The sequence below is a fragment of the Erythrobacter sp. HL-111 genome, from assembly GCF_900105095.1.
In the GTDB taxonomy this organism is placed as follows: domain Bacteria; phylum Pseudomonadota; class Alphaproteobacteria; order Sphingomonadales; family Sphingomonadaceae; genus Erythrobacter.
Window position 1 is genome coordinate 84,126 of sequence record NZ_LT629743.1, and the last position, 18,583, is coordinate 102,708.

20 protein-coding genes are annotated in these 18,583 nt (G+C 67.2%); 15 read left to right on the forward strand and 5 right to left on the reverse strand.

What is annotated here, in order from left to right; genetic code table 11:
• Positions 1-39: 39 nt before the first annotated feature.
• The 4 genes from BLU08_RS00430 to BLU08_RS00440 form a co-directional block, all read right to left on the reverse strand.
• On the reverse strand, positions 40-1,410 hold the full coding sequence (locus tag BLU08_RS00430; protein ID WP_090193770.1) for an IS1380 family transposase: 1,371 nt from the start codon (positions 1,408-1,410) through the stop codon (positions 40-42).
• A gap of 108 nt (positions 1,411-1,518) precedes the next feature.
• Positions 1,519-1,635 (reverse strand): SDR family oxidoreductase, encoded by a 117-nt coding sequence (locus BLU08_RS00435; protein ID WP_369816847.1) that lies wholly within the window; start codon positions 1,633-1,635, stop codon positions 1,519-1,521.
• Between the two features lie 3 nt (positions 1,636-1,638).
• Positions 1,639-2,481 (reverse strand): hypothetical protein, encoded by an 843-nt coding sequence (locus BLU08_RS15005; protein WP_157674397.1) that lies wholly within the window; start codon positions 2,479-2,481, stop codon positions 1,639-1,641.
• 64 nt (positions 2,482-2,545) lie between these two features.
• A complete protein-coding gene (locus tag BLU08_RS00440; protein WP_233996171.1) occupies positions 2,546-3,940 on the reverse strand; it encodes a sigma-54 dependent transcriptional regulator in 1,395 nt (464 codons plus the stop codon).
• A gap of 360 nt (positions 3,941-4,300) precedes the next feature.
• Here BLU08_RS00440 and BLU08_RS15565 point away from each other — a divergent pair, with 360 nt between their 5' ends.
• The 15 genes from BLU08_RS15565 (at position 4,301) to BLU08_RS00510 (ending at position 18,403) form a co-directional block, all read left to right on the forward strand.
• The gene (locus BLU08_RS15565; RefSeq protein WP_255361266.1) at positions 4,301-4,423 is read left to right on the forward strand and encodes a hypothetical protein; all 123 of its coding nucleotides are present in this window, start codon (positions 4,301-4,303) and stop codon (positions 4,421-4,423) included.
• A 36-nt stretch (positions 4,424-4,459) separates the two neighbouring features.
• A complete protein-coding gene (locus BLU08_RS00445) occupies positions 4,460-5,572 on the forward strand; it encodes an NAD(P) transhydrogenase subunit alpha (RefSeq protein WP_090193959.1) in 1,113 nt (370 codons plus the stop codon).
• Positions 5,573-5,657: 85 nt separating this feature from the next.
• Positions 5,658-5,939, forward strand: a complete 282-nt coding sequence (locus BLU08_RS00450; RefSeq protein WP_090193961.1) for an NAD(P) transhydrogenase subunit alpha — start codon at positions 5,658-5,660, stop codon at positions 5,937-5,939.
• 2 nt (positions 5,940-5,941) lie between these two features.
• The gene (locus BLU08_RS00455) at positions 5,942-7,441 is read left to right on the forward strand and encodes an NAD(P)(+) transhydrogenase (Re/Si-specific) subunit beta (RefSeq protein WP_090193963.1); all 1,500 of its coding nucleotides are present in this window, start codon (positions 5,942-5,944) and stop codon (positions 7,439-7,441) included.
• Between the two features lies 1 nt (position 7,442).
• A complete protein-coding gene (locus BLU08_RS00460; protein WP_233996029.1) occupies positions 7,443-7,835 on the forward strand; it encodes a hypothetical protein in 393 nt (130 codons plus the stop codon).
• Between the two features lie 57 nt (positions 7,836-7,892).
• Positions 7,893-9,386, forward strand: a complete 1,494-nt coding sequence (locus BLU08_RS00465; protein ID WP_090193966.1) for a hypothetical protein — start codon at positions 7,893-7,895, stop codon at positions 9,384-9,386.
• A gap of 58 nt (positions 9,387-9,444) precedes the next feature.
• The gene (locus BLU08_RS00470; RefSeq protein ID WP_090193969.1) at positions 9,445-10,653 is read left to right on the forward strand and encodes a parallel beta-helix domain-containing protein; all 1,209 of its coding nucleotides are present in this window, start codon (positions 9,445-9,447) and stop codon (positions 10,651-10,653) included.
• A complete protein-coding gene (locus tag BLU08_RS00475; RefSeq protein ID WP_233996030.1) occupies positions 10,650-11,666 on the forward strand; it encodes an SO2930 family diheme c-type cytochrome in 1,017 nt (338 codons plus the stop codon). The genes BLU08_RS00470 and BLU08_RS00475 overlap by 4 nt, the downstream gene beginning before the upstream one ends.
• Positions 11,663-12,691 (forward strand): alpha/beta fold hydrolase, encoded by a 1,029-nt coding sequence (locus tag BLU08_RS00480; protein ID WP_090193971.1) that lies wholly within the window; start codon positions 11,663-11,665, stop codon positions 12,689-12,691. The genes BLU08_RS00475 and BLU08_RS00480 overlap by 4 nt, the downstream gene beginning before the upstream one ends.
• A 77-nt stretch (positions 12,692-12,768) precedes the next feature.
• Positions 12,769-13,479 (forward strand): aspartate/glutamate racemase family protein, encoded by a 711-nt coding sequence (locus tag BLU08_RS00485; RefSeq protein ID WP_172800947.1) that lies wholly within the window; start codon positions 12,769-12,771, stop codon positions 13,477-13,479.
• Positions 13,480-13,779: 300 nt separating this feature from the next.
• Positions 13,780-14,958: a deoxyguanosinetriphosphate triphosphohydrolase gene (locus BLU08_RS00490; RefSeq protein WP_090193973.1), complete on the forward strand. Its 1,179-nt coding sequence runs from the start codon at positions 13,780-13,782 to the stop codon at positions 14,956-14,958.
• A 12-nt stretch (positions 14,959-14,970) separates the two neighbouring features.
• Complete coding sequence (locus BLU08_RS00495; RefSeq protein WP_090193976.1) at positions 14,971-15,705, forward strand: NAD(P)H-binding protein; 735 nt, start codon at positions 14,971-14,973, stop codon at positions 15,703-15,705.
• 13 nt (positions 15,706-15,718) lie between these two features.
• On the forward strand, positions 15,719-16,168 hold the full coding sequence (locus tag BLU08_RS00500) for an ABA4-like family protein (protein ID WP_090193978.1): 450 nt from the start codon (positions 15,719-15,721) through the stop codon (positions 16,166-16,168).
• A 76-nt stretch (positions 16,169-16,244) separates the two neighbouring features.
• Positions 16,245-17,807: a fatty acid--CoA ligase gene (locus tag BLU08_RS00505; RefSeq protein ID WP_090193981.1), complete on the forward strand. Its 1,563-nt coding sequence runs from the start codon at positions 16,245-16,247 to the stop codon at positions 17,805-17,807.
• Entirely contained in the window at positions 17,804-18,403 is a 600-nt protein-coding gene (locus BLU08_RS00510) for a DUF938 domain-containing protein (RefSeq protein ID WP_090200808.1), read from the forward strand. The genes BLU08_RS00505 and BLU08_RS00510 overlap by 4 nt, the downstream gene beginning before the upstream one ends.
• A 12-nt stretch (positions 18,404-18,415) precedes the next feature.
• Here the strand turns inward: BLU08_RS00510 and BLU08_RS00515 are convergent, their stop codons facing one another.
• Positions 18,416-18,547 (reverse strand): entericidin A/B family lipoprotein, encoded by a 132-nt coding sequence (locus BLU08_RS00515; protein ID WP_090193983.1) that lies wholly within the window; start codon positions 18,545-18,547, stop codon positions 18,416-18,418.
• Positions 18,548-18,583 lie beyond the last annotated feature (36 nt).

Genomic DNA, 18,583 nt, shown 5'->3' on the forward strand with positions numbered 1-18,583 from the left:
AGGACTTGGCTCGGGGTTTCTGCGGCACTGCCGCGCCCGCTACGTCGGCGCAGGCTTGAGCGCGAGAACGATGGCACGCATCAGATCGGCATCGGGGCACGCAGAGGCGAACGCTACGCGGATTCGGGTGGCGCTTTCCATGACGCGGGCAGCAACCTTGAGCAGCCGCAGGCGCAGGGTCGTAAACTCGGCTTTTGCCAGAGCGGTGGTCTTTGGGATCGCCTGCTGAACGCGCCACAGCAGCCAGTAGGCAGCGGTGTGCAGGATCAGGCGCATCTGGTTGGCGTTCGCCGACCGGCACGAGGTGCGGTCACTGGCCAGCTGGGTCTTGTGCAGCTTGATCAGGTTCTCGGCCTGCCCGCGCGCACAGTAGAGCGTGTCATAGATGTATTCAGCCGAGCCTTGGGTTAGCGATGTGACGACATAGCGGATATCCATGCCCAGCGTGCTGGCCTCGATCCTGGCGACGACGCGGCGCTGGCGGTTCCAGCTCTTCGCGCCGTAGCGGGTCTCGGCATAGCTGCGCAGGACCGGGAGTTGGCACTCGGCGCGGCGGACCGCACAGGCATCGGCAGCCGTGACGATGACGGGATCGGCGCGCAGCGCGGCGTTGGTCGGCAGACCGAACACGTAATCGACATGGGCCGCCTCGCAGAAGGCCATGACCTCGGGCCGTCCATAATGCCCGTCACCGCGGATGGTGATGTGGGTATCGGGCCAGTGGCGGCGAAGATGGCGCACCAGACGCCGGATATGCCCTGCCGCCTCCTTGCCCGAAGGCGTCTTGCCCGTGCGCAGCAGCATCGCCACCGGCCGGCCCGTTGCCGTGTCGTAGACATGGATCGGCAGGAAGCAGCGCTCCCCATGATGTCCGTTCCAGAAGGAGAGTTGCTGATAGCCGTGCACGACGTCGCAGGTGTCATCGATATCCAGCGTCACCGCCGCCGGCGGAGTGGGGTAGCTGGCGCAGTAGATGTCGATCATGATCCCCAGCATCTTTGCCAGCTCGCGCGTGCTCGGCGCATTCTCCCAGCGGCTCATCGTCGGTTGGCTGGCCAACCCCGCACCCGATCCCGGCAGCTTGCCCAGCGCAAGGCGGAAGCCCGGATCATCGCGCAGAGCGTCGAGATCATCGGCATCCTCATAGCCGCAGGCGATCGCGAACATCCGCGCGCGCAGGATATCTTCAAGCCGATGAACCACCCGAGCAGGATCGCGCGGATCGGCAATACACGCCGCAAGCCGCTGGCAGAGCCCCATCATGCGCTCGGCCTGAGCCAGCACCAGGACCCCGCCATCCGAGGTCAGCCTGCCGCCGTCAAACGCAGCTGTGACCTTCTTGCCGCGCACTGCTGGAAACGAAAATACGGACGCGCTATCATCGCATCCGGCGGGTGTGGTCTGTGGCATATTTTGCCCCGTTGCAGGTCTGGCTTAAGCAACCACATTCCTACAACAATGCAAATGCTTACGCCACTCCCGCCAACCCGTCAGACCACCGCCGGTGAATAATCCGGGCTAGAGAGTGTAGCCGCCGTCCGACACCAGCACGTGGCCGGTGATGTTGGCGGCGGCATCGCTCAGCAGGAAAAGGATCGCCGCGGCCATTTCGGCGGAGGTGGCGAAGACCGTCAGATCCTAATTCGCATTATAGGCTAGAAATTTTATTCCTTGCTCATCGAGTATTGTCGGCAATTCAGCAGGAACCTTCTCGCGAGGCGCGACAACTAAGAAGAAGCTATTTTTCTTGCTAAGATGCGTGCGATAGAGGTTCATTTGCCTCAATAATTCGCCCGCACTACGCACTTCCGTCTTCGCTTCGACAAAAACCTTGTATTCCTCATGTGCCCAGTCCATCTTTTCCCATTTAATCCCCTTGATCGCCAAGCGACCGTAACGATGTCGAATGATCGCCAGAGAAGAGGCCGGAGTTGATGAACAAGGAACTAGATTTGTGCAACCGTCTTTTGCCACTCCCCTATCAGACCAGATGCCAAACTCTCTTTCGCCTAAGAGGTGATCGAACTCTAAATCCAACTCGGACCATACACTTCTTTCGATCTCGTGTGTTCGTATATGCAAGAAGGGTCGGTAGATCTTAATGGAGAACGAGAGATCGATCGCTCCGATTAATCCCCCGCGGGGGCCGAGTATCAAGCGTTCCCAGCGTGGTGGGCTTACTTCTAGAGGAGGAGGTTCAGGATGTTTCGGGTAGTTCCCACTCAGATACACGCTCAGACAATGGGGGATCGTGCGCTCGCTCAGATACTCATGATCCGCTAGTTCAACCCAATTCTTTCCCCAAGCGTGGCAAACACCTTTTTCATCTTCGGTAAAATTGAGGTCTAGCGCGCGTAATATTGTTCCTGGACTGACCTTGCTTTTCTGATCAATCCATCGCACGATTTCATCGTGGCTTCGTAAGCCAAGTTGCTCGTCGTTGAACAGTTTTTGTTGATATGGTGCGGCTGGCTTTCCCATGCAGAATGCCTAGCACCGGCTCCGCGATGGGTGAAGCTTCTGCCACCATAATGCACAGTCTTGCTCAGGCTGCGTTGTCGATCCCGAGGTCGGAGAGCTTGCGGTAGAGCGTCGAACGCCCGATGCCGAGCCGCCGGGCCACCTCGGTCATGCGGCCGCGGTAATGGCCGATGGCGAGCCGGATCACGTCCGCCTCGATCTCCTCGAGCGGGCGCAGGTTGCCGTCCTCGGTGTAGAGCATCACGCCCGCGCCTTCGTGGAAGGCGGGGACCGGCGCCTCGCCGCGGTCGCCGACCAGTTCGGCCAGCTGCGGGAAGCTTTCCGCCGTCAGCGTCTCGCCCTCGCAATAGACCGCGGCGCGGAATAGCACCGATTGCAGCTGGCGGACATTGCCCGGCCAGTCATAGGCCGCGAGCAGCGCCAGCGCGCTGTCGGAGATCGAGAGGTGGTTTAGTCCGGGCTGCTCGCCGATGCGCGCGAGGAAATGGCGGGTGAGGGCGGGAATGTCGCTCGTCCGCTCGCGCAGCGGCGGCAGGACGATGCGGGTCGCGGTGAGCCGCCGCCCAAGCTCGGCGTCGAATTCGTCCCCTTCGACCAGTGCTGTCAGCGAAAGGTTGCTCGTGGCGAACAGGCGCATGTCGATGCGGTAGCCGTAGCTCGCCCCGACCGGGCGCACGATCCCGCTTTCGAGCGCTTCGGCGAGGCGCTGCTGCACGCTGCGCGGCAGGCGGTCGACCTCGTCGAGCACCAGCGTCCCGCCGTCGCAATGCTGGAGCGCGCCGATCTGGCGGTCGAAGGCGCCCGGAAAGGCGCCCGGTTCGTGCCCGAACAGCACCGATTCGACCGATCCGGGCGGCAGGCTCGCGATGTTGATGATCCGCAGGGGTTCCTTCGCCCGCGGGCTCGCCGAGTGCATCGCACGCATCAGCATTTCCTTGCCCGTGCCGCTTTCGCCCTCGATCAGGGCGTGGCCGTGGCCGCGCGCCGCCTTCGCCGCCTGGGCGAGCGCGGTGCGGAAACCGGGCGCGGTGCCGATCATCGCGTCGAAATCGAGATGGGCGCCCATCTTCTCGGTCAGCGGGGCGAGTTCGTCGCGCTGACGTTCGCGGGTGGTGACCGCCCGCAGCGCTTCCATCAGGCGATCGGGCGCGATCGGCTTGACGAGGTAGTCGCTCGCCCCCGCCCGCATCGCCTCGACCGCCAGCACGGGGGAAGCGCTGGTGGTCAGCATCAGGATCGGCAGGGCCGGGCGGCGTTCCTTGAGCTCGGCGATCAGCGAGCAGGCGTCATCGCCCGGCACCCACTGGTCGAGCAGGATCGCGGACAACTGCATTCCCTCGCGCGTGCCGAGCATCGCGATCGCGGTTTCGGCATCGGGCGCGACGAGCGTGCGCCAGCCCGCCCGCGCGGCGATCGCGCAGATCAGCCGGCTCTGGGCCGGTTCGTCGTCGATCAGCATGACGAGCCGGGTTTCGGCGGTCTCCGCCCGTTCGTCGTCCGCGCGGCGGGCCGCCCCGTCGGCGCACGCGGCGGGCTGCCGGTCCATATCGGGCATGGAGTTTTCCGACATCGGCGTGCGCAGACCTCCCTCGATCCCCGGTCAAACCGTCCCGGGGTGAAACGTCGGCCCGCTTTAAGGCGCGCGGGTAAAGACTGGATTAAGCCTGTTGCGGATGATGGCGCGGGACCGGCGGGCGCTTTCGCGGGTGCAGCACGGGCTTGAGCGCGAGGGCAGGCTCGGATAACGCGCATCCTATCACTTTTCACGGCAACCTTTTGCCGGAACCCACGTTACGCACAATCAAGGGGAATACGCAGCATGGCATCGCACGACATGGACAAGGCGCGCTCGACCTACGAGTCGTTCATGACCGCGCTCAAATGGGCCGTTCCGGTGGTCGCCCTCATCACCCTGTTCGTCGTCTCGCTGATCGCCGGGTAACCACCCGCACAATTCGCCGAAACCTGGGGGGCACAAGTGAAGATCGCAGTCCTTAAAGAACGCGCCGCAGGGGAAACGCGCGTCGCGGCGACGCCGGAAACGGTGAAGAAGTACATCGGCCTCGGCAACGAGGTCGCGGTGGAGCAGGGGGCGGGCCTGTCCGCCTCGATCACCGACGAGGCCTATGCCGAAGCGGGCGCTGCGATCGGCGATGCGCCGGCGAGCGTGAAGGACGCGGACATCGTGCTGGGCGTGCAGGCGCCCGACGTCGCGCTGCTTTCCGGCGCCAGGCCGGGCGCGTGGGTCGCGGCGCTGTTCGATCCGTTCCAGCACAAGGAGCGGGTCGAGGCCTATGCCAGGGCCGGGCTCGAGGCGCTTTCGATGGAATTCATGCCGCGCATCACCCGCGCGCAGTCGATGGACGTGCTTTCCAGCCAGTCGAACCTTGCCGGTTACAAGGCGGTGCTGGCGGCGGCGGACGAATATGGCCGCGCCTTCCCGATGATGATGACGGCGGCGGGCACGGTGCAGGCGGCGCGCGTCTTCATCATGGGCGTGGGCGTTGCGGGGCTCCAGGCGATCGCGACGGCCAAGCGGCTCGGCGCGCAGGTCTCGGCGACGGACGTGAGGCCCGAAACTGCCGAACAGATCACCTCGCTCGGGGCCAAGGCGGTCTTTGCCGAGGGGCTCGAGGCGGCGGGCGAGGGCGGCTACGCGGCCGAACTCACCGACGAACAGAAGGCGAAGCAGGCCGAGCTGGTTTCCACCCACATCGCCAAGCAGGACCTCGTCATCACCACCGCGCTGATCCCGGGCCGCAGGGCGCCGGTGCTGGTCACGGACGCGCAGATCGCGACGATGAAGCCGGGCAGCGTGATCTTCGATCTCGCGGTGGCGCAGGGGGGCAATGTCGAAGGCTCTAAGCCCGACGAGGTCGTCGTGAGGCACGGCGTCAAGATCATGGGCTATTCGAACACGCCCGCCCACCTCGCCGCCGACGCCTCGGCGCTGTTCTCACGCAATCACTTCAACTTCCTCTCCGCCTTCTGGGACAAGGAGGCCGGCAAGCCGGTCCTCGACGAGGAGATCGGCACCGCCATCCGCCTGACGAAGGACGGCGCGGTGGTGAACGAAAGGCTGAAGGGATAAGCTCGGCCACGCCGTGCCGAATACGGGCAGGGTGGCGGATCAATCGAAGACATCAGCGGGCCAGGTGCCGGACAGGGGCGAATCAATGGACTTCATCTCAATCCTCTCGATCTTCGTGCTGGCGTGTTTCGTCGGCTATTACGTGGTCTGGTCGGTCACCCCGGCGCTGCACACGCCGCTGATGGCGGTGACGAACGCGATTTCCTCGGTCATCGTGGTCGGCGCGCTGATCGCCAGCGCCGAGGCGGGGTCCGACGTGGCGAAGTATCTCGGGCTCGCCGCCGTCGTGCTGGCCAGCGTCAACATCTTCGGCGGCTTTGCCGTGACCGAACGGATGCTCGCGATGTACAAGAAGAAGGAGAAGTGAGGATGGGCCGCCTGCTTTCCTCCTTCGGCATCGCGGCGCTCGCGGCGCTGGTCGCCGCGCCCGCCCATGCCGCCACCGGCGCGGGCGATACGCCCGCCTGGGTCCCGCTCGCCTACCTGATCGCGGGGGTGTTCTTCATCCTCGCGCTGCGCGGGCTGTCGCATCCCTCGACCAGCCGGGCGGGCAACCGCAACGGCATGATCGGCATGGTCATCGCCGTGGCGACGACGCTCGTCACTCATGACCTTTCGAACATCGTCGAGATCGTCGTCGCCATCGCGATCGGCGGCGCGATCGGCTTCGTCATCGCGCGGCGGATCGCCATGACCGCGATGCCCGAACTGGTCGCGGGCTTCCACAGCCTTGTCGGCATGGCTGCCGTGCTGGTCGGTTTTGCCGCCTGGCTCAATCCCGGGGCCTTCGGGATCCTCGACGATGCGGGGCAGATCCTGCTGGTCAGCCGGATCGAGCTCGGCCTCGGCATCGCGATCGGGGCGATCACCTTTTCGGGTTCGGTCATCGCCTTCCTGAAACTTTCGGGCCGGATGAGCGGATCGCCGATCCTCCTGCCCGCGCGCCACGTCATCAACCTCGGCACGCTCGCCGCGATCCTCGTCCTGATCGGGCTCTATGCCGTTTCGCCGCAGGGGGCGGCGGGCGAAGGCTGGATGATCGTCGCGATTGCCGCGCTCGCCTTCGCGATCGGCTTCCTGCTGATCATCCCGATCGGCGGGGCGGACATGCCGGTGGTCGTCTCGATGCTGAATTCCTATTCGGGCTGGGCCGCCGCCGCGATGGGCTTCACGCTCGGCAACACGGCGATGATCATCACCGGCGCGCTGGTCGGCTCCTCGGGCGCGATCCTGTCCTACATCATGTGCCGCGCGATGAACCGCAGCTTCCTCAGCGTGATCGCGGGCGGTTTCGGCGCCGACGATTCCGGCGGCGCCAGCGGCGAGGCGCGCGAGCAGCGGCCCTACAAGCAGGGCAGCGCGGAAGATGCCGCCTTCATGCTCGAACAGGCGGAGAAGGTCATCATCATTCCCGGCTACGGCATGGCGGTGGCGCAGGCGCAGCACGCCCTGCGCGAAATGGCCGAAATGCTCGAAGAGAAGGGCGTCGAGGTCAAATACGCGATCCACCCGGTCGCGGGGCGGATGCCGGGCCACATGAACGTGCTGCTGGCCGAAGCCTCGGTCGATTACGACAAGGTTTTCGAACTCGAGGACATCAACTCCGAATTCGCGAACTGCGACGTCGCCTTCATCATCGGCGCGAACGACGTGGTGAACCCGGCGGCCAAGACCGACAAGTCCTCGCCGATCTACGGGATGCCGGTGTTCGACGTCGACAAGGCGAAACAGGTCTTCTTCATCAAGCGTTCGATGGGCGGCGTAGGCTATGCCGGGGTCGATAACGACGTGTTCTACATGAACCAGACGACCATGCTGCTGTCGGACGCGAAGAAGATGGTCGAGGAAATCGTCAAGGCGCTCGACTGAGGTGGCGGGCGAGGGAGGCAACGGGCCGCGACCGCTGCGGCTTCTTGCGATTCTCCTCGCCATCATCGTCATCGCTGCGGGTGCGTGGTTCGTGCTGCGCGAGGACGGGATGCTCGACACCGTGACCGAAGCTCGGGTCGAACGCGCGCTCACCGACAACGGGATGCCCGCGCCCATGGCCGAATGCATGGCCCCGCGCCTCGTCGACCGGCTCGGCCGCGAGCAATTGCGAAAGCTCGAACGGCTCGCCCCGGAACCCGGCGAGAGCGCGCTGCCGCGCTCGATCCGCGAGGCGCTGGTGCGGCTTGAACGGGTCGATGATCCCGCGGCGGTCGATGCGCTCGCGCGGGCGGCGGCGGGTTGCGGGATGGAAATGCTGCGCGATCGTTTCTGAAGCCTTGCCTTGCCGCCAGCCTGTCCGCACACTCGCAGGCCATCGGGAGAACCCTTCATGATCAGATCGACCCTTGCCGCCGCCCTCTTCGCCTGCGCCGTCACCGGCGCGGCCAGGGCCGAAACCGCCGATCCCGCGGGCGAGCGGGTCGGGACCGAATACATGGTCTTCGAAGTCGAGGCGGAGGAGACGGCCAAGGCCCGGTTCCTGCGCGGCCTCGCGCTGCTCCACAATTTCGAATACGCCCGCGCGGGCGAAGCCTTCCGCGCGGCGCAGGCGGCCGATCCCGGTTTCGCCATGGCCTATTGGGGCGAGGCCATGACCCACAACCACCCCTTGTGGGAAGAGCAGGACCGCGACGCGGCGCGCGCGATCCTCGCGCGGCTCGCCCCCTCCGCCGAGGCCCGCGCGGCGAAGGCGCGCAGCCCGCGCGAGAAGGCGTGGCTCGCCGCGATCGAGACGCTCTATGCCGAGGAAGGGACGAAAGATCAGCGCGATCTCGCCTATCTCGCCAGGATGCGCGCCATGCTGGCCAATTATCCTGACGATATCGACGTGCGCGCCTTTACCGGCCTTGCCGTGCTCGGCTCCTCGCATGGCGGGCGGCAGGTGCCGATCTACATGGAGGCGGCCGGCATCCTCGAACCCGGGTTCATGACGCACCCTCAGCACCCCGGGATCCTCCACTACCTCATTCATTCCTATGACGACCCTGTCCACGCGCCGCTGGGCGAACGCATGGCCGAACGCTACGCGACCGTCGCGCCCGATGCGGGCCACGCCCAGCACATGGTGAGCCACATCTTCCACGCGCTCGCCGACTGGGAGGCTTCGGAGGAAGCGAACATCAACGCCGATGCCGTGGTGGATCGCCAGCGCATCGCTGCGGGGCGTGCGCCCACCGATTGCGGACATTACAATGAATGGCTTGTCTATGCCCGCCTTCAGCAGGGCAAGGATGCAAGCGACCGCGTGGCGGCCTGCCGTGCGGTGGCCGAGAGCGGTGAGCCTGCCTATGGGCCCGTCAGGAGTTACAGCGTGATGGCCGCATGGCAGGCGGTCGATACCGGCAAATGGCCCGAACCGCTGGACGAGGACAGGCGAGCCTTCCTGCTTCCGCGCCTGCTTCTTACCCATGTCGAGGCGCTGCGCCGCCGCGAGGACCCCAGTGCCGTCGCAGCCGCGCTTGCCGAAATGCGGGGCGATGCCGAGGCGGTGCCCGATCTGCTCGCGCGGATGGCTCCCGACGATCGCACCACCATGCCCTGGATCGAGCGTGCGATCGCGCAGGTCGAGGCGGTTCGCCTGCTCGCTTCGGGGGACACGCAAGGCGGTCTTGCCGCACTGCGCGCGGCGGCGGAGGCCGAATCCGCTTTGCCCACCGTATTCGGCCCGCCCGCCATGCCCAAGCCCAGCTGGGAATTGCTGGGCGAGGAATTGCTGGCGCTCGGCCGCAGGGAAGAGGCGGCGGAGGCATTCCGCAATTCGCTTCGCTTCGCGCCGGGACGGCGACTCTCGCTAAAGGGTCTGGAGGCCGCGACGGGCACCTGAAGCCTTGTCAGCGCTCCCTTTTATGGGCCAGATGAGCGGGAATGGAGGGAGAGAGACAATGACAAGACTGGCCCTTGGCGCGCTGCTGCTGGCGTCTGCCGCACCGCTTGCCGCCGAAACGCGCACCGTCGCCCCGGGCGAAGGCGCCCAGGAACGCCTGCAGGAGGCGCTCATCCTCGCCGAGCCGGGTGACGAGATCGTGCTCGAACCGGGGCGCTATGCGCTGACCGACGGGCTCAGCCTCGATGTCGACCGGGTCACGCTGCGCGGTGCGGGGATGGAGGGCGACACCGCCAGCATCCTCGATTTCACCGGCCAGCAGGGCGCGGGCGAGGGGCTGCTCGTCACTTCCGACGATGTCACCCTGCGCGATTTCGCGGTCGAGAACGCCAAGGGCGACGGAATCAAGTCCAAGGGTGCGGACAACATCATCTACCACGCCCTGCGGGTCGAATGGACCGGCGGGCCGAAAGCCTCGAACGGGGCCTACGGCATCTATCCGGTCGAAAGCGCGAACATCCTCGTGCAGGACAGCTACGTGCGCGGGGCGAGCGATGCGGGGATCTATGTCGGCCAGTCGGAAAACATCATCGTGCGCCGCAACCGCGTGGTCGAGAACGTTGCCGGGATCGAGATCGAGAATTCGAACCACGCCGAGGTCACCGACAATCTCGCGACGATGAACACCGGCGGGATCCTCGTCTTCGACCTGCCCGGCCTGCCGCGGGTCGGCGGGGGCGACGTGCTGGTCGCGCGCAACGCGTTGATCGGCAACAACACCGACAATTTCGCGCCCGAGGGCAACATCGTCGCGAGCGTTCCGGCGGGGACTGGCGTGATGGTGATGGCGAACACCAATGTTCACGTGACCGAAAACCTGCTCACCAACAACGCGACGAGCCACGTCATGCTGATCGCCTATTCGCAGGGCTATACGGATGATCGTTATCAGCCGCGCCCGGTCGATGTGCTGGTGAAGGGCAATGTCTATGGCGAAGGCGGCAGCGCGCCGGACTTTCCGGGGGGCGAGATGCTGGTCGCCGCGGTGGGCGGTGCCCTGCCCCCGATCCTCGCCGACGGACTGCAGCAGGGGCTGACGGTCGAGGACCCCGTGCCGGTCCTGAGCCTCGGCCTCACCGCGGTCGGCCAGTCGATCGCCGAGGCGAAGCCCGACGTCATGATGCCGAAGCCTGCTGCCACACCCGAGGGTGCGCCGGCGCTCGCCCGGGTGAACCTGCCCGAAAGCATGGTGGCCCGGCTGAAGTGAAGCGCGGCGCGGTCCTTCTCCTCGCCGGGGCGTTCGCGCTCGCGGGGGTCGTCGGCCATTCGGCCGCGCGCGTTCCTGCGGCGGTCAGCGAGGCGGCGGTCATGGAGGGGATGCCGCGCGCGCTGTCCGAATACGGGTTCTTCACCGATCTCGCCGCGCAGCAGCCTGCCGCGCGGGTCGCCGCCTACGAACTCAACACGCCGCTCTGGTCCGACGGAGCGGACAAGCTGCGCTTCGTCTACGTCCCCCAAGGCACGGCGATGGAGCCCGACGGACAAGGCCTGCCGCGCTTTCCGGTGGGTTCGGCGATCGTCAAGACCTTCGCTTTCGGGGAAGGGCAGGAGCGGCGCCTGATCGAGACCCGCGTGCTCCTCCACCGCGCCGGGGGCTGGGTCGCGCTGCCCTATCTCTGGAACGAGGAACAGACCGACGCGCGCCTCGCCCTCGCGGGGGCGCGGTTGCCGGTCACGACGCCCGCGGGCGAGACGATCAGTTACCGCGTGCCGAACAAGAACCAGTGCAAGACCTGCCATTCGAAGAACGGCGCGGTGATACCGATCGGGCCGAAAGCGCGCAACCTTTCCGCCGGATGGCTCGCGCGCATGGAACGCGCCGGGATGCTCGCCGCCATGCCCGCCGGGCACGACACGCTGCCCGACCGGAACGCGCGCGCGGGCGCGCGGACCGAGGCGCTCGCGCGGGCCTATCTCGACGTCAATTGCGCCCATTGCCACCAGCCGGGCGGGGCGGCGTCGAATTCGGGGCTCGACCTGAGGTGGGAACAGGACGATCCCCACGCCATCGGCATCGACAAGCCGCCGGTCGCCGCGGGGCGCGGGGCCGGCGGGCTGCTCGTCAGCATTGCCCCGGGCGATCCCGATGGCTCGATCCTCGCCCATCGCATGGCCTCCGCCGAGCCGGGGGTCGCCATGCCCGAACTCGGCCGGGAAACCGTAGACCGCGAGGGCGTCTCGATCGTGCGCCGCTGGATTGCGGAGATGCCTTCGCCATGAAATGGGTCCTTCGCATCGCGCTCGGCCTGGTCGCGGTGCTCGTCGTGCTGTTCCTGGTATTCCGCACGCCCGATACCGACGCGCAGGCGATGCGCGCCAAGTATGGCGGCGAGCCCTCGCGCTTCGTCGAGATCGGCGACGGCACCGTCGTTCACCTGCGCGACACGGGACCGCGCGACGGCCTGCCGATCATGCTGCTGCACGGCTCGAATTCAGACCTCCACACCTGGGACGAATGGGCCGCCGGGCTCGAGGACAGCTACCGCGTGATCCGCTTCGACCAGGTCGGGCACGGCCTCACCGGCCCCGATCCCGAAGGCGATTACAGCCGCGCCAACTACACCGAGGACGTGCGCGAGGTGGCCGACGCGCTCGGGCTTGACCGGTTCGTGATCGGCGGGAATTCGATGGGCGGAAAGCACGCCATGGCCTTCGCCGCCGTCCATCCCGAGCGCGTGCTCGGCCTCGTGCTCGTCGACGCAAGCGGCGGGCCGATGCTGGGCGAGGAAGAGCTGGGCGGCGAGGAGCCGGGCGGGGAGGAGGACAACGCGCAGGAGGAGGATGACGACGGCAGCGGCAATATCGGCTTCGCCATCGCGCAATTGCCGGGGGTCAACCGGATCGTCGAACAGGTCACCCCGCGCTCGCTGATCGAAAGCAGTCTCGAACAGAGCGTTTCGGTCAAGTCGGTCGTCACCGAGGCGATGATCGACCGCTACTGGGAACTGCTGCGCTATCCCGGCAACCGCCGCGCGACGCTCGATCGTTTCGCGGGCGAATACGACCCGCTCGCCGAAGAGGAGATCGCCGGGATCGACGCGCCCGCGCTGATCCTGTGGGGCGCCGAGGACCGGCTGATCCCGCTCGCCGCGGGGCGCTGGCTCGACCGGGTCATGCCCGACACCAGGCTCGTCGTGTACGAAGGCGTCGGCCACCTGCCGCAGAAGGAAGCGCCCCGGCGCAGCCTTTCGGACGTGCGCGAGTGGCTCGAAAACCGGGCGTTCGCCGACGAAGCCGCGAAATAGCCCCGCGCAAACGCGCGCTATGGACTGTTCTTGCGCTTCCTCGCTAAACCGTGGGGAAGATTGGACGGAGTCACCCAATGGCTTTGCGTAAACTCGGATTGATCGGCGGCATGAGCTGGGTGTCGACGGGCATCTATTATGACCGCATCAACCGCATCGTGCAGAAACGCGCCGCCCCCATGGCGAGCGCGCCGCTGCTCATCGAAAGCCTCGATTTCGCCCAGCTCTACGCCCTGCGCGAGGAGGAGGACTGGAAGCGCGCGGCCGAAGTGCTGACCGAAAGCGCGAAGCGGCTCCGGGGCGCGGGTGCCGAAGGGCTCATCATCGGCGCCAATTCGATGCACAAGGTCTATGACGACGTCGCCGCAGCGGTCGATGTCCCGATCCTCCACATCGCCGAATATGTCGGGCGCACGCTCAAGCGGTCGGGTCACAAGAGCGCCGCGCTGATCGGGACGCGCAACGTGATGACCGAAAGCTTCTATCGCAAGCGGCTCGTCGCGCACGGGATCGACCTGCTCCCGCCGAACATGAGCAATGTCGAACTGCTCGACCGGATCATCTACGACGAGCTCATGGTCGGCAAGGTCAGCCGCGAGGCCCAGCGCGAGATGAAGACGATGATCACGGCCAAGTCGCAGGAAGGCGCCGATGCGATCGTGATCGCCTGCACCGAACTCAACCTCGTCGTCGACATCGACGCCAATGTCCTGCCGGTGTTCGATTCGACCCGGATCCACTGCGAGGCCGCAGCCGACTGGGTGCTCGACCAGGAACTTGTCGACTGAGCGGCGGCTGATCGCCATTCGGACACGCCCCGCCGCAACTTGGCGCCATGCCCTATGCAACCCCGCCGGCCACCACCTAGGGCGCCGCCGGAACTTCGTCCATCCATCGTGACGGCGAGTTCCGGGCTGTCGGTTCGATCCGATGGCCCGGGGCCTTCGGGCTCTTGGGGCCGCTCTCCAACCCCCCCCCAATGCACCTGGGGAGTGGCCCCTTTCCCCCCTTTTCCGGCTCGCCCTGCCGGTGTTTTCGATCTGTTCCCGTTGAGCCGCGCGCGGCGCTGACCTAAGCGCTCGGGCGTGATGACGCGCGCGCCCTATGCAGCCGACCCGCACGCCCATGGGGGCCGCGAATGGACCGGGCGGGCCGGCGAGGCGCCGCTCCGCGCGGAACAGCGCGGACCGCGCACCGATTTCCAGCGCGACCGCGACCGGATCATCCACTCGATGAGCTTTCGGCGGCTGAAATCCAAGACCCAGGTCTTCATCGCGCCGGAGGGAGACCATTACCGCACCCGCCTGACCCACAGCCTCGAGGTCGCCCAGATCGGCCGGGTCATCGCGCGCGCGCTCGGCCTCGACGAGGACCTGACCGAGGCGCTGTGCCTCGCGCATGATCTCGGCCACCCGCCGTTCGGCCACGCGGGCGAGGCAGCGTTGTGCGATGCCATGCTGCGCCACGGCGGCTTCTGCCACAACGCACAGGCGCTGAGGACGGTCATGCGGATCGAGTGTCCCTATCCGGAACACGACGGGCTGAACCTGACCTGGGACCTGCTCGAAGGGCTCGCCAAGCACAACGGCCCGGTGGTCGCGCCGAACTGGGCGCTGGCCGAACTCGACGAGGCCTTCCCGCTCGATCTCGGCACCTGGCCCTCGCTCGAGGCGCAGGTCGCGGCGGTGTCGGACGACATCGCCTATGACAACCACGACATCGACGACGGGCTGCGCGCGGGCTTCCTCGATCTCGACGATCTCCTGCAGCTCGATTTCCTCGCCGACCAGTGGCGCGCCGTCGAACGGCGCTTTCCCGATGCGCCGCGCGACCGGCTGCTGCGCGAACTGGTGCGCGACCAGATCGGGCTGATGGTGAACGACGTGATCGAGCACACGCGCGAACAGGTGAGGGACATCGGCTCGGTCGCCGAGGTGCGTTCGGCGGGGCGCCAGCTCGCCGGTTTCTCGCCCGCCTTGGCGGAGGACGAGCGCCGGCTCAAGAGCTTCATGTACGACAAGCTCTACTACCACCCCGACCAGATCACCGCCGCCGAACGCGCGCGCGACGTGGTCGCCCGGCTGGTGGCGGCCTATTCGCAGGATTCGAGCCTCATGCCGCCCGAATGGCAGGAACGCCTGCCCGAGCGCGAGCCCCATCGCAGCCGCGTCATCACCGATTTCATCGCCGGGATGAGCGACCGCTTCGCCATCCGCGCCTGCGCCGAGATCTACGGCGAACGCCCGCTGGGGCTGGTCAATGTCTGAGCGCGGCGGGGCATGATCCGGACCCTCGCCCAGGGCTCCGGGAGCGAGACGCGCCCGCCCGCGCCCGTGCGGCTCGCGCTGGTCGGGGCGACGGGGCTGGTGGGAAGCCGGCTGATCGCGATCTCCAGCGCGGGCGAGGAGGTGCGGATCGTCGGCATCGCCCGGCGCGAGGTGCCCCTGCCGCCGGGCGCGCGGGTCGAGGTGTTCGTCGCCGAGCCCGACAAGTGGGGAGAGGTGCTCGAGGCGGTGCGCCCGCGCGCGCTCGTCTGCGCGCTCGGCACGACCTGGAAAAAGGCGGGCCGCGAGGAGGCCGCCTTCCGCGCGGTCGACCAGGACCTCGTGATCGCCACGGCGAAGGCGGCGGCCGCGGCGGGCGTGCCGAACATGGTGCTGGTGAGCGCGGCCGGGGCCGATCCGCGCGCCAGGACCTTCTACCTGCGGGTCAAGGGCGAGACCGAGGCGATGGTTTCCAAGCTCGGCTTCCGGCGGCTCGACATCCTGCGCCCGGGCCTGCTCCGGGGCGAGCGCGACGGGGATCGCCGCCTGCTGGAGCGCCTCGCGATCGCGGCTAGCCCGCTGGTCGAACCGCTGCTGCCCGCGAAATGGGCGCCGTTCCGCTCGATCGAGGCGGATGTCGTCGCCGAGGCCGCGCTGTTCCTCGCCCAGCGGCGCGCGCAGGGGCGCTTCGCCCACGACAACGAAGCGATCAAACGCGCCGCGCGCGAATGGCGCGCGAAGCGGCGCTGAAAGGGGAAAGGCAATGGACTGGTCCGCGATCTTCAACGCCGTGAACCTGCTCGCGCTGATCGCGTGGGTGGCGCTGATCCTGCTGCCGCGCTGGCCGGCGCTGCTGTCGGGCGTGCTCTATCTCGGCGTCGGCCTGCTGTGCCTCGTCTATGCGGTCGGCATGATCGGAGTGGTGAGCGGGCTGATCCCGAACCCCGAAGGCGGCGGGGCGGACTTCACCACGATCGAAGGGGTCCAGGCGATCTTCGCGACCCGCGCGGGTGTGACGATCGGCTGGACCCATTACCTCGCCTTCGACCTTTTCGTCGGCCTGTGGATCGCGCGCGACGGCGATGCGAAGAACGTCTCGCGGCTGGTGCAGGCCCCGATCCTGCTGGCGACCTTCATGGCCGGGCCGCTCGGCCTGCTGATCTGGCTGGTCGTGCGCGAGCCGGTGGCGCGCAAGACCGGCCGGTTCAGCTAGCGATCTAGGCGGTGGACCTCGCCTGCGGGCCGTGCTTAACCAAGGTCCTGTGACCAAGCTGGGAGAGAGCACGGCCATGGCGCGACAAGCCCATCACGATTTTTTCACCTTCGATGAAATCCTGACCTTCTGGGCGAAGGAACGGCCCGACGCGCCCGCCTTCGAACAGGAGGGCAGGCGCACGAGCTTTGCCGAGGCGGACGACCTCACGCGGCGCCTCATCACCCTTTTGCGCGAACGCGGGGTGGGCAAGGGCGACCGGATCGCGTGGCTCGGCAAGAACGCGGACATGTATTTCCTGCTCTATCTCGCCGCCGCGCGGGTGGGCGCGGTGATGGTGCCGATCGGCTGGCGGCTCGCCCCGCCCGAGATCGCCTACATCCTCGAGGATACCGGCGCGAAGCTGCTCTTCGCCGGCGCCGAATTCGTCGGCACCGCGAGCAGGGTGGCGGGCGACGTGCCGATGAAGCCGCAGGTGATCGAGGCCGAGGCGGCCCGGCGCGAGGCCGCTTCGCTGCCGCCCGCGACCTACGAGGCGCCGGGCCCGGACGAGGCGGTGCTGCAGCTCTACACCTCGGGCACGACCGGCAATCCCAAGGGCGCGGTGCTGTCCAACCGCAACCTCCTCGGCCTTCGCAACCCGGGCAACGAGGCGGGGCTCGAATGGAATTTCTTCGAGGAGGGCGACTGCTTCCTGATCGCGATGCCTTGCGCGCACATCGGGGGCACGGGGCTGATGAACATCGCGGTGGCGAACGGGGTCAGGAGCCTCGTCCAGGCCGAATTCACGCCGGTGGGCGTGCTGGAGGCGATCGAGAACGGCGCGACCCACATGTTCATCGTGCCCGCCGCCCTTCAGATGGTGGTCCAGCATCCGCGCGCGGCCGAAACCGATTTCTCCAACCTGCGCTATCTCATGTACGGCGCGGCGCCCATGCCGCTCGAACTGCTCAAGGAAGCGGTGCGGACCATGCCGGGGACGAAGTTCCTCCAGGCCTACGGCATGACAGAGACGGCGGGCACGATCTCGATCCTGCCGCCCGAGGACCACAGCCTCGAGGGCAACCGGCGGATGCGTTCGGCCGGCAAGGCGGTGCCGGGCGCCGAGATCGAGGTGCGCGGGCCCGACAACCGTGAACTGCCGCGCGGCGAGATCGGCGAGGTCTGCGTCAGGTCGCCTTCCAACACCGCGGGCTACTGGAAACTGCCGGAGGCGACGGGAAAGACGATCGATCCGGACGGCTGGCTCCACACCGGCGATGCCGGGATCATGGACGAGGACGGCTATGTCTACATCCAGGACCGGATCAAGGACATGATCATCTCCGGCGGAGAGAACGTCTATCCGGCCGAGGTCGAGAGCGCGATCTACGGCCACCCGGCGATTGCCGAGGTCGCGGTGATCGGCGTGCCGAGCGCGAAATGGGGCGAGGAGGTCAAGGCCTGCGTCGTGCCCAGGCCCGGCCACGAGATCGACGAGGCCGACGTCATCGCCTACGCCCGCGAAAGGATCGCCGCGTTCAAGGCGCCCAAGAGCGTCGATGTCATCCCCGAAATGCCGCGCAATCCCAGCGGCAAGATCCTGCGCCGCCAGCTGCGCGCGCCCTATTGGGAAGGGCAGGAACGGCAGGTTTCCTGACCTTGAAACAGCACGCCCCCGCCACGCTCCGCAACCGCGAACCGATCGCGGCCGTGCTCGCCGGGGAATTGCCCGAAACCGGCCGCGTGCTCGAAGTGGCGGCAGGGACGGGCGAGCACGCGGTGTTCTTCGCCGGGCGCTTTCCCGCGCTCGAATGGCTGCCGAGCGATCCGGGGGAAGAGGCGCTCGCCTCGATCGCGGCCTACCGCGAGGATTATCCGGGCGAGAACCTCTCGGCCCCGGTGCGGCTTGACGCCGCGGCGCGCGACTGGCCGGTGCAGCACGCCGATTCGCTGGTGTGCATCAACATGATCCACATTGCCCCGTGGGAGGCGGCGACGGGCCTGTTCGACGGAGCCGCGCGCCTGCTCGATCAAGGGACGCCGCTGGTCCTCTATGGTCCTTTCTTCGAGGAGGGCGTCGAACCCGCCCCGTCCAATCTCGATTTCGACCTTTCGCTGAAGGCTCGCGATCCGCGCTGGGGCATCCGCGACCTTGCCGAGATCGACCGGCTTGCCGCGCGCAGCGGTTTCACCCGCACCGCGCGCCACGAAATGCCCGCCAACAACCTCACGCTCGTCTACCGGCGGCGCTAGCTGCGGCGCGGCTCAATCGATCGCGCGCTCGCCCGCGCGGCCGACCGACTTGATGTCCTCGCCCAGCCCTTCGACCGTGTTGCAGGCGGCGGTCGAGGCGAGGATCGCGCCGATCACGGCGGCGTTCAGGCGCTTCAGTTTCATCGGTCTGGCCTTATCGATCTGCACGGGGGTTTGACG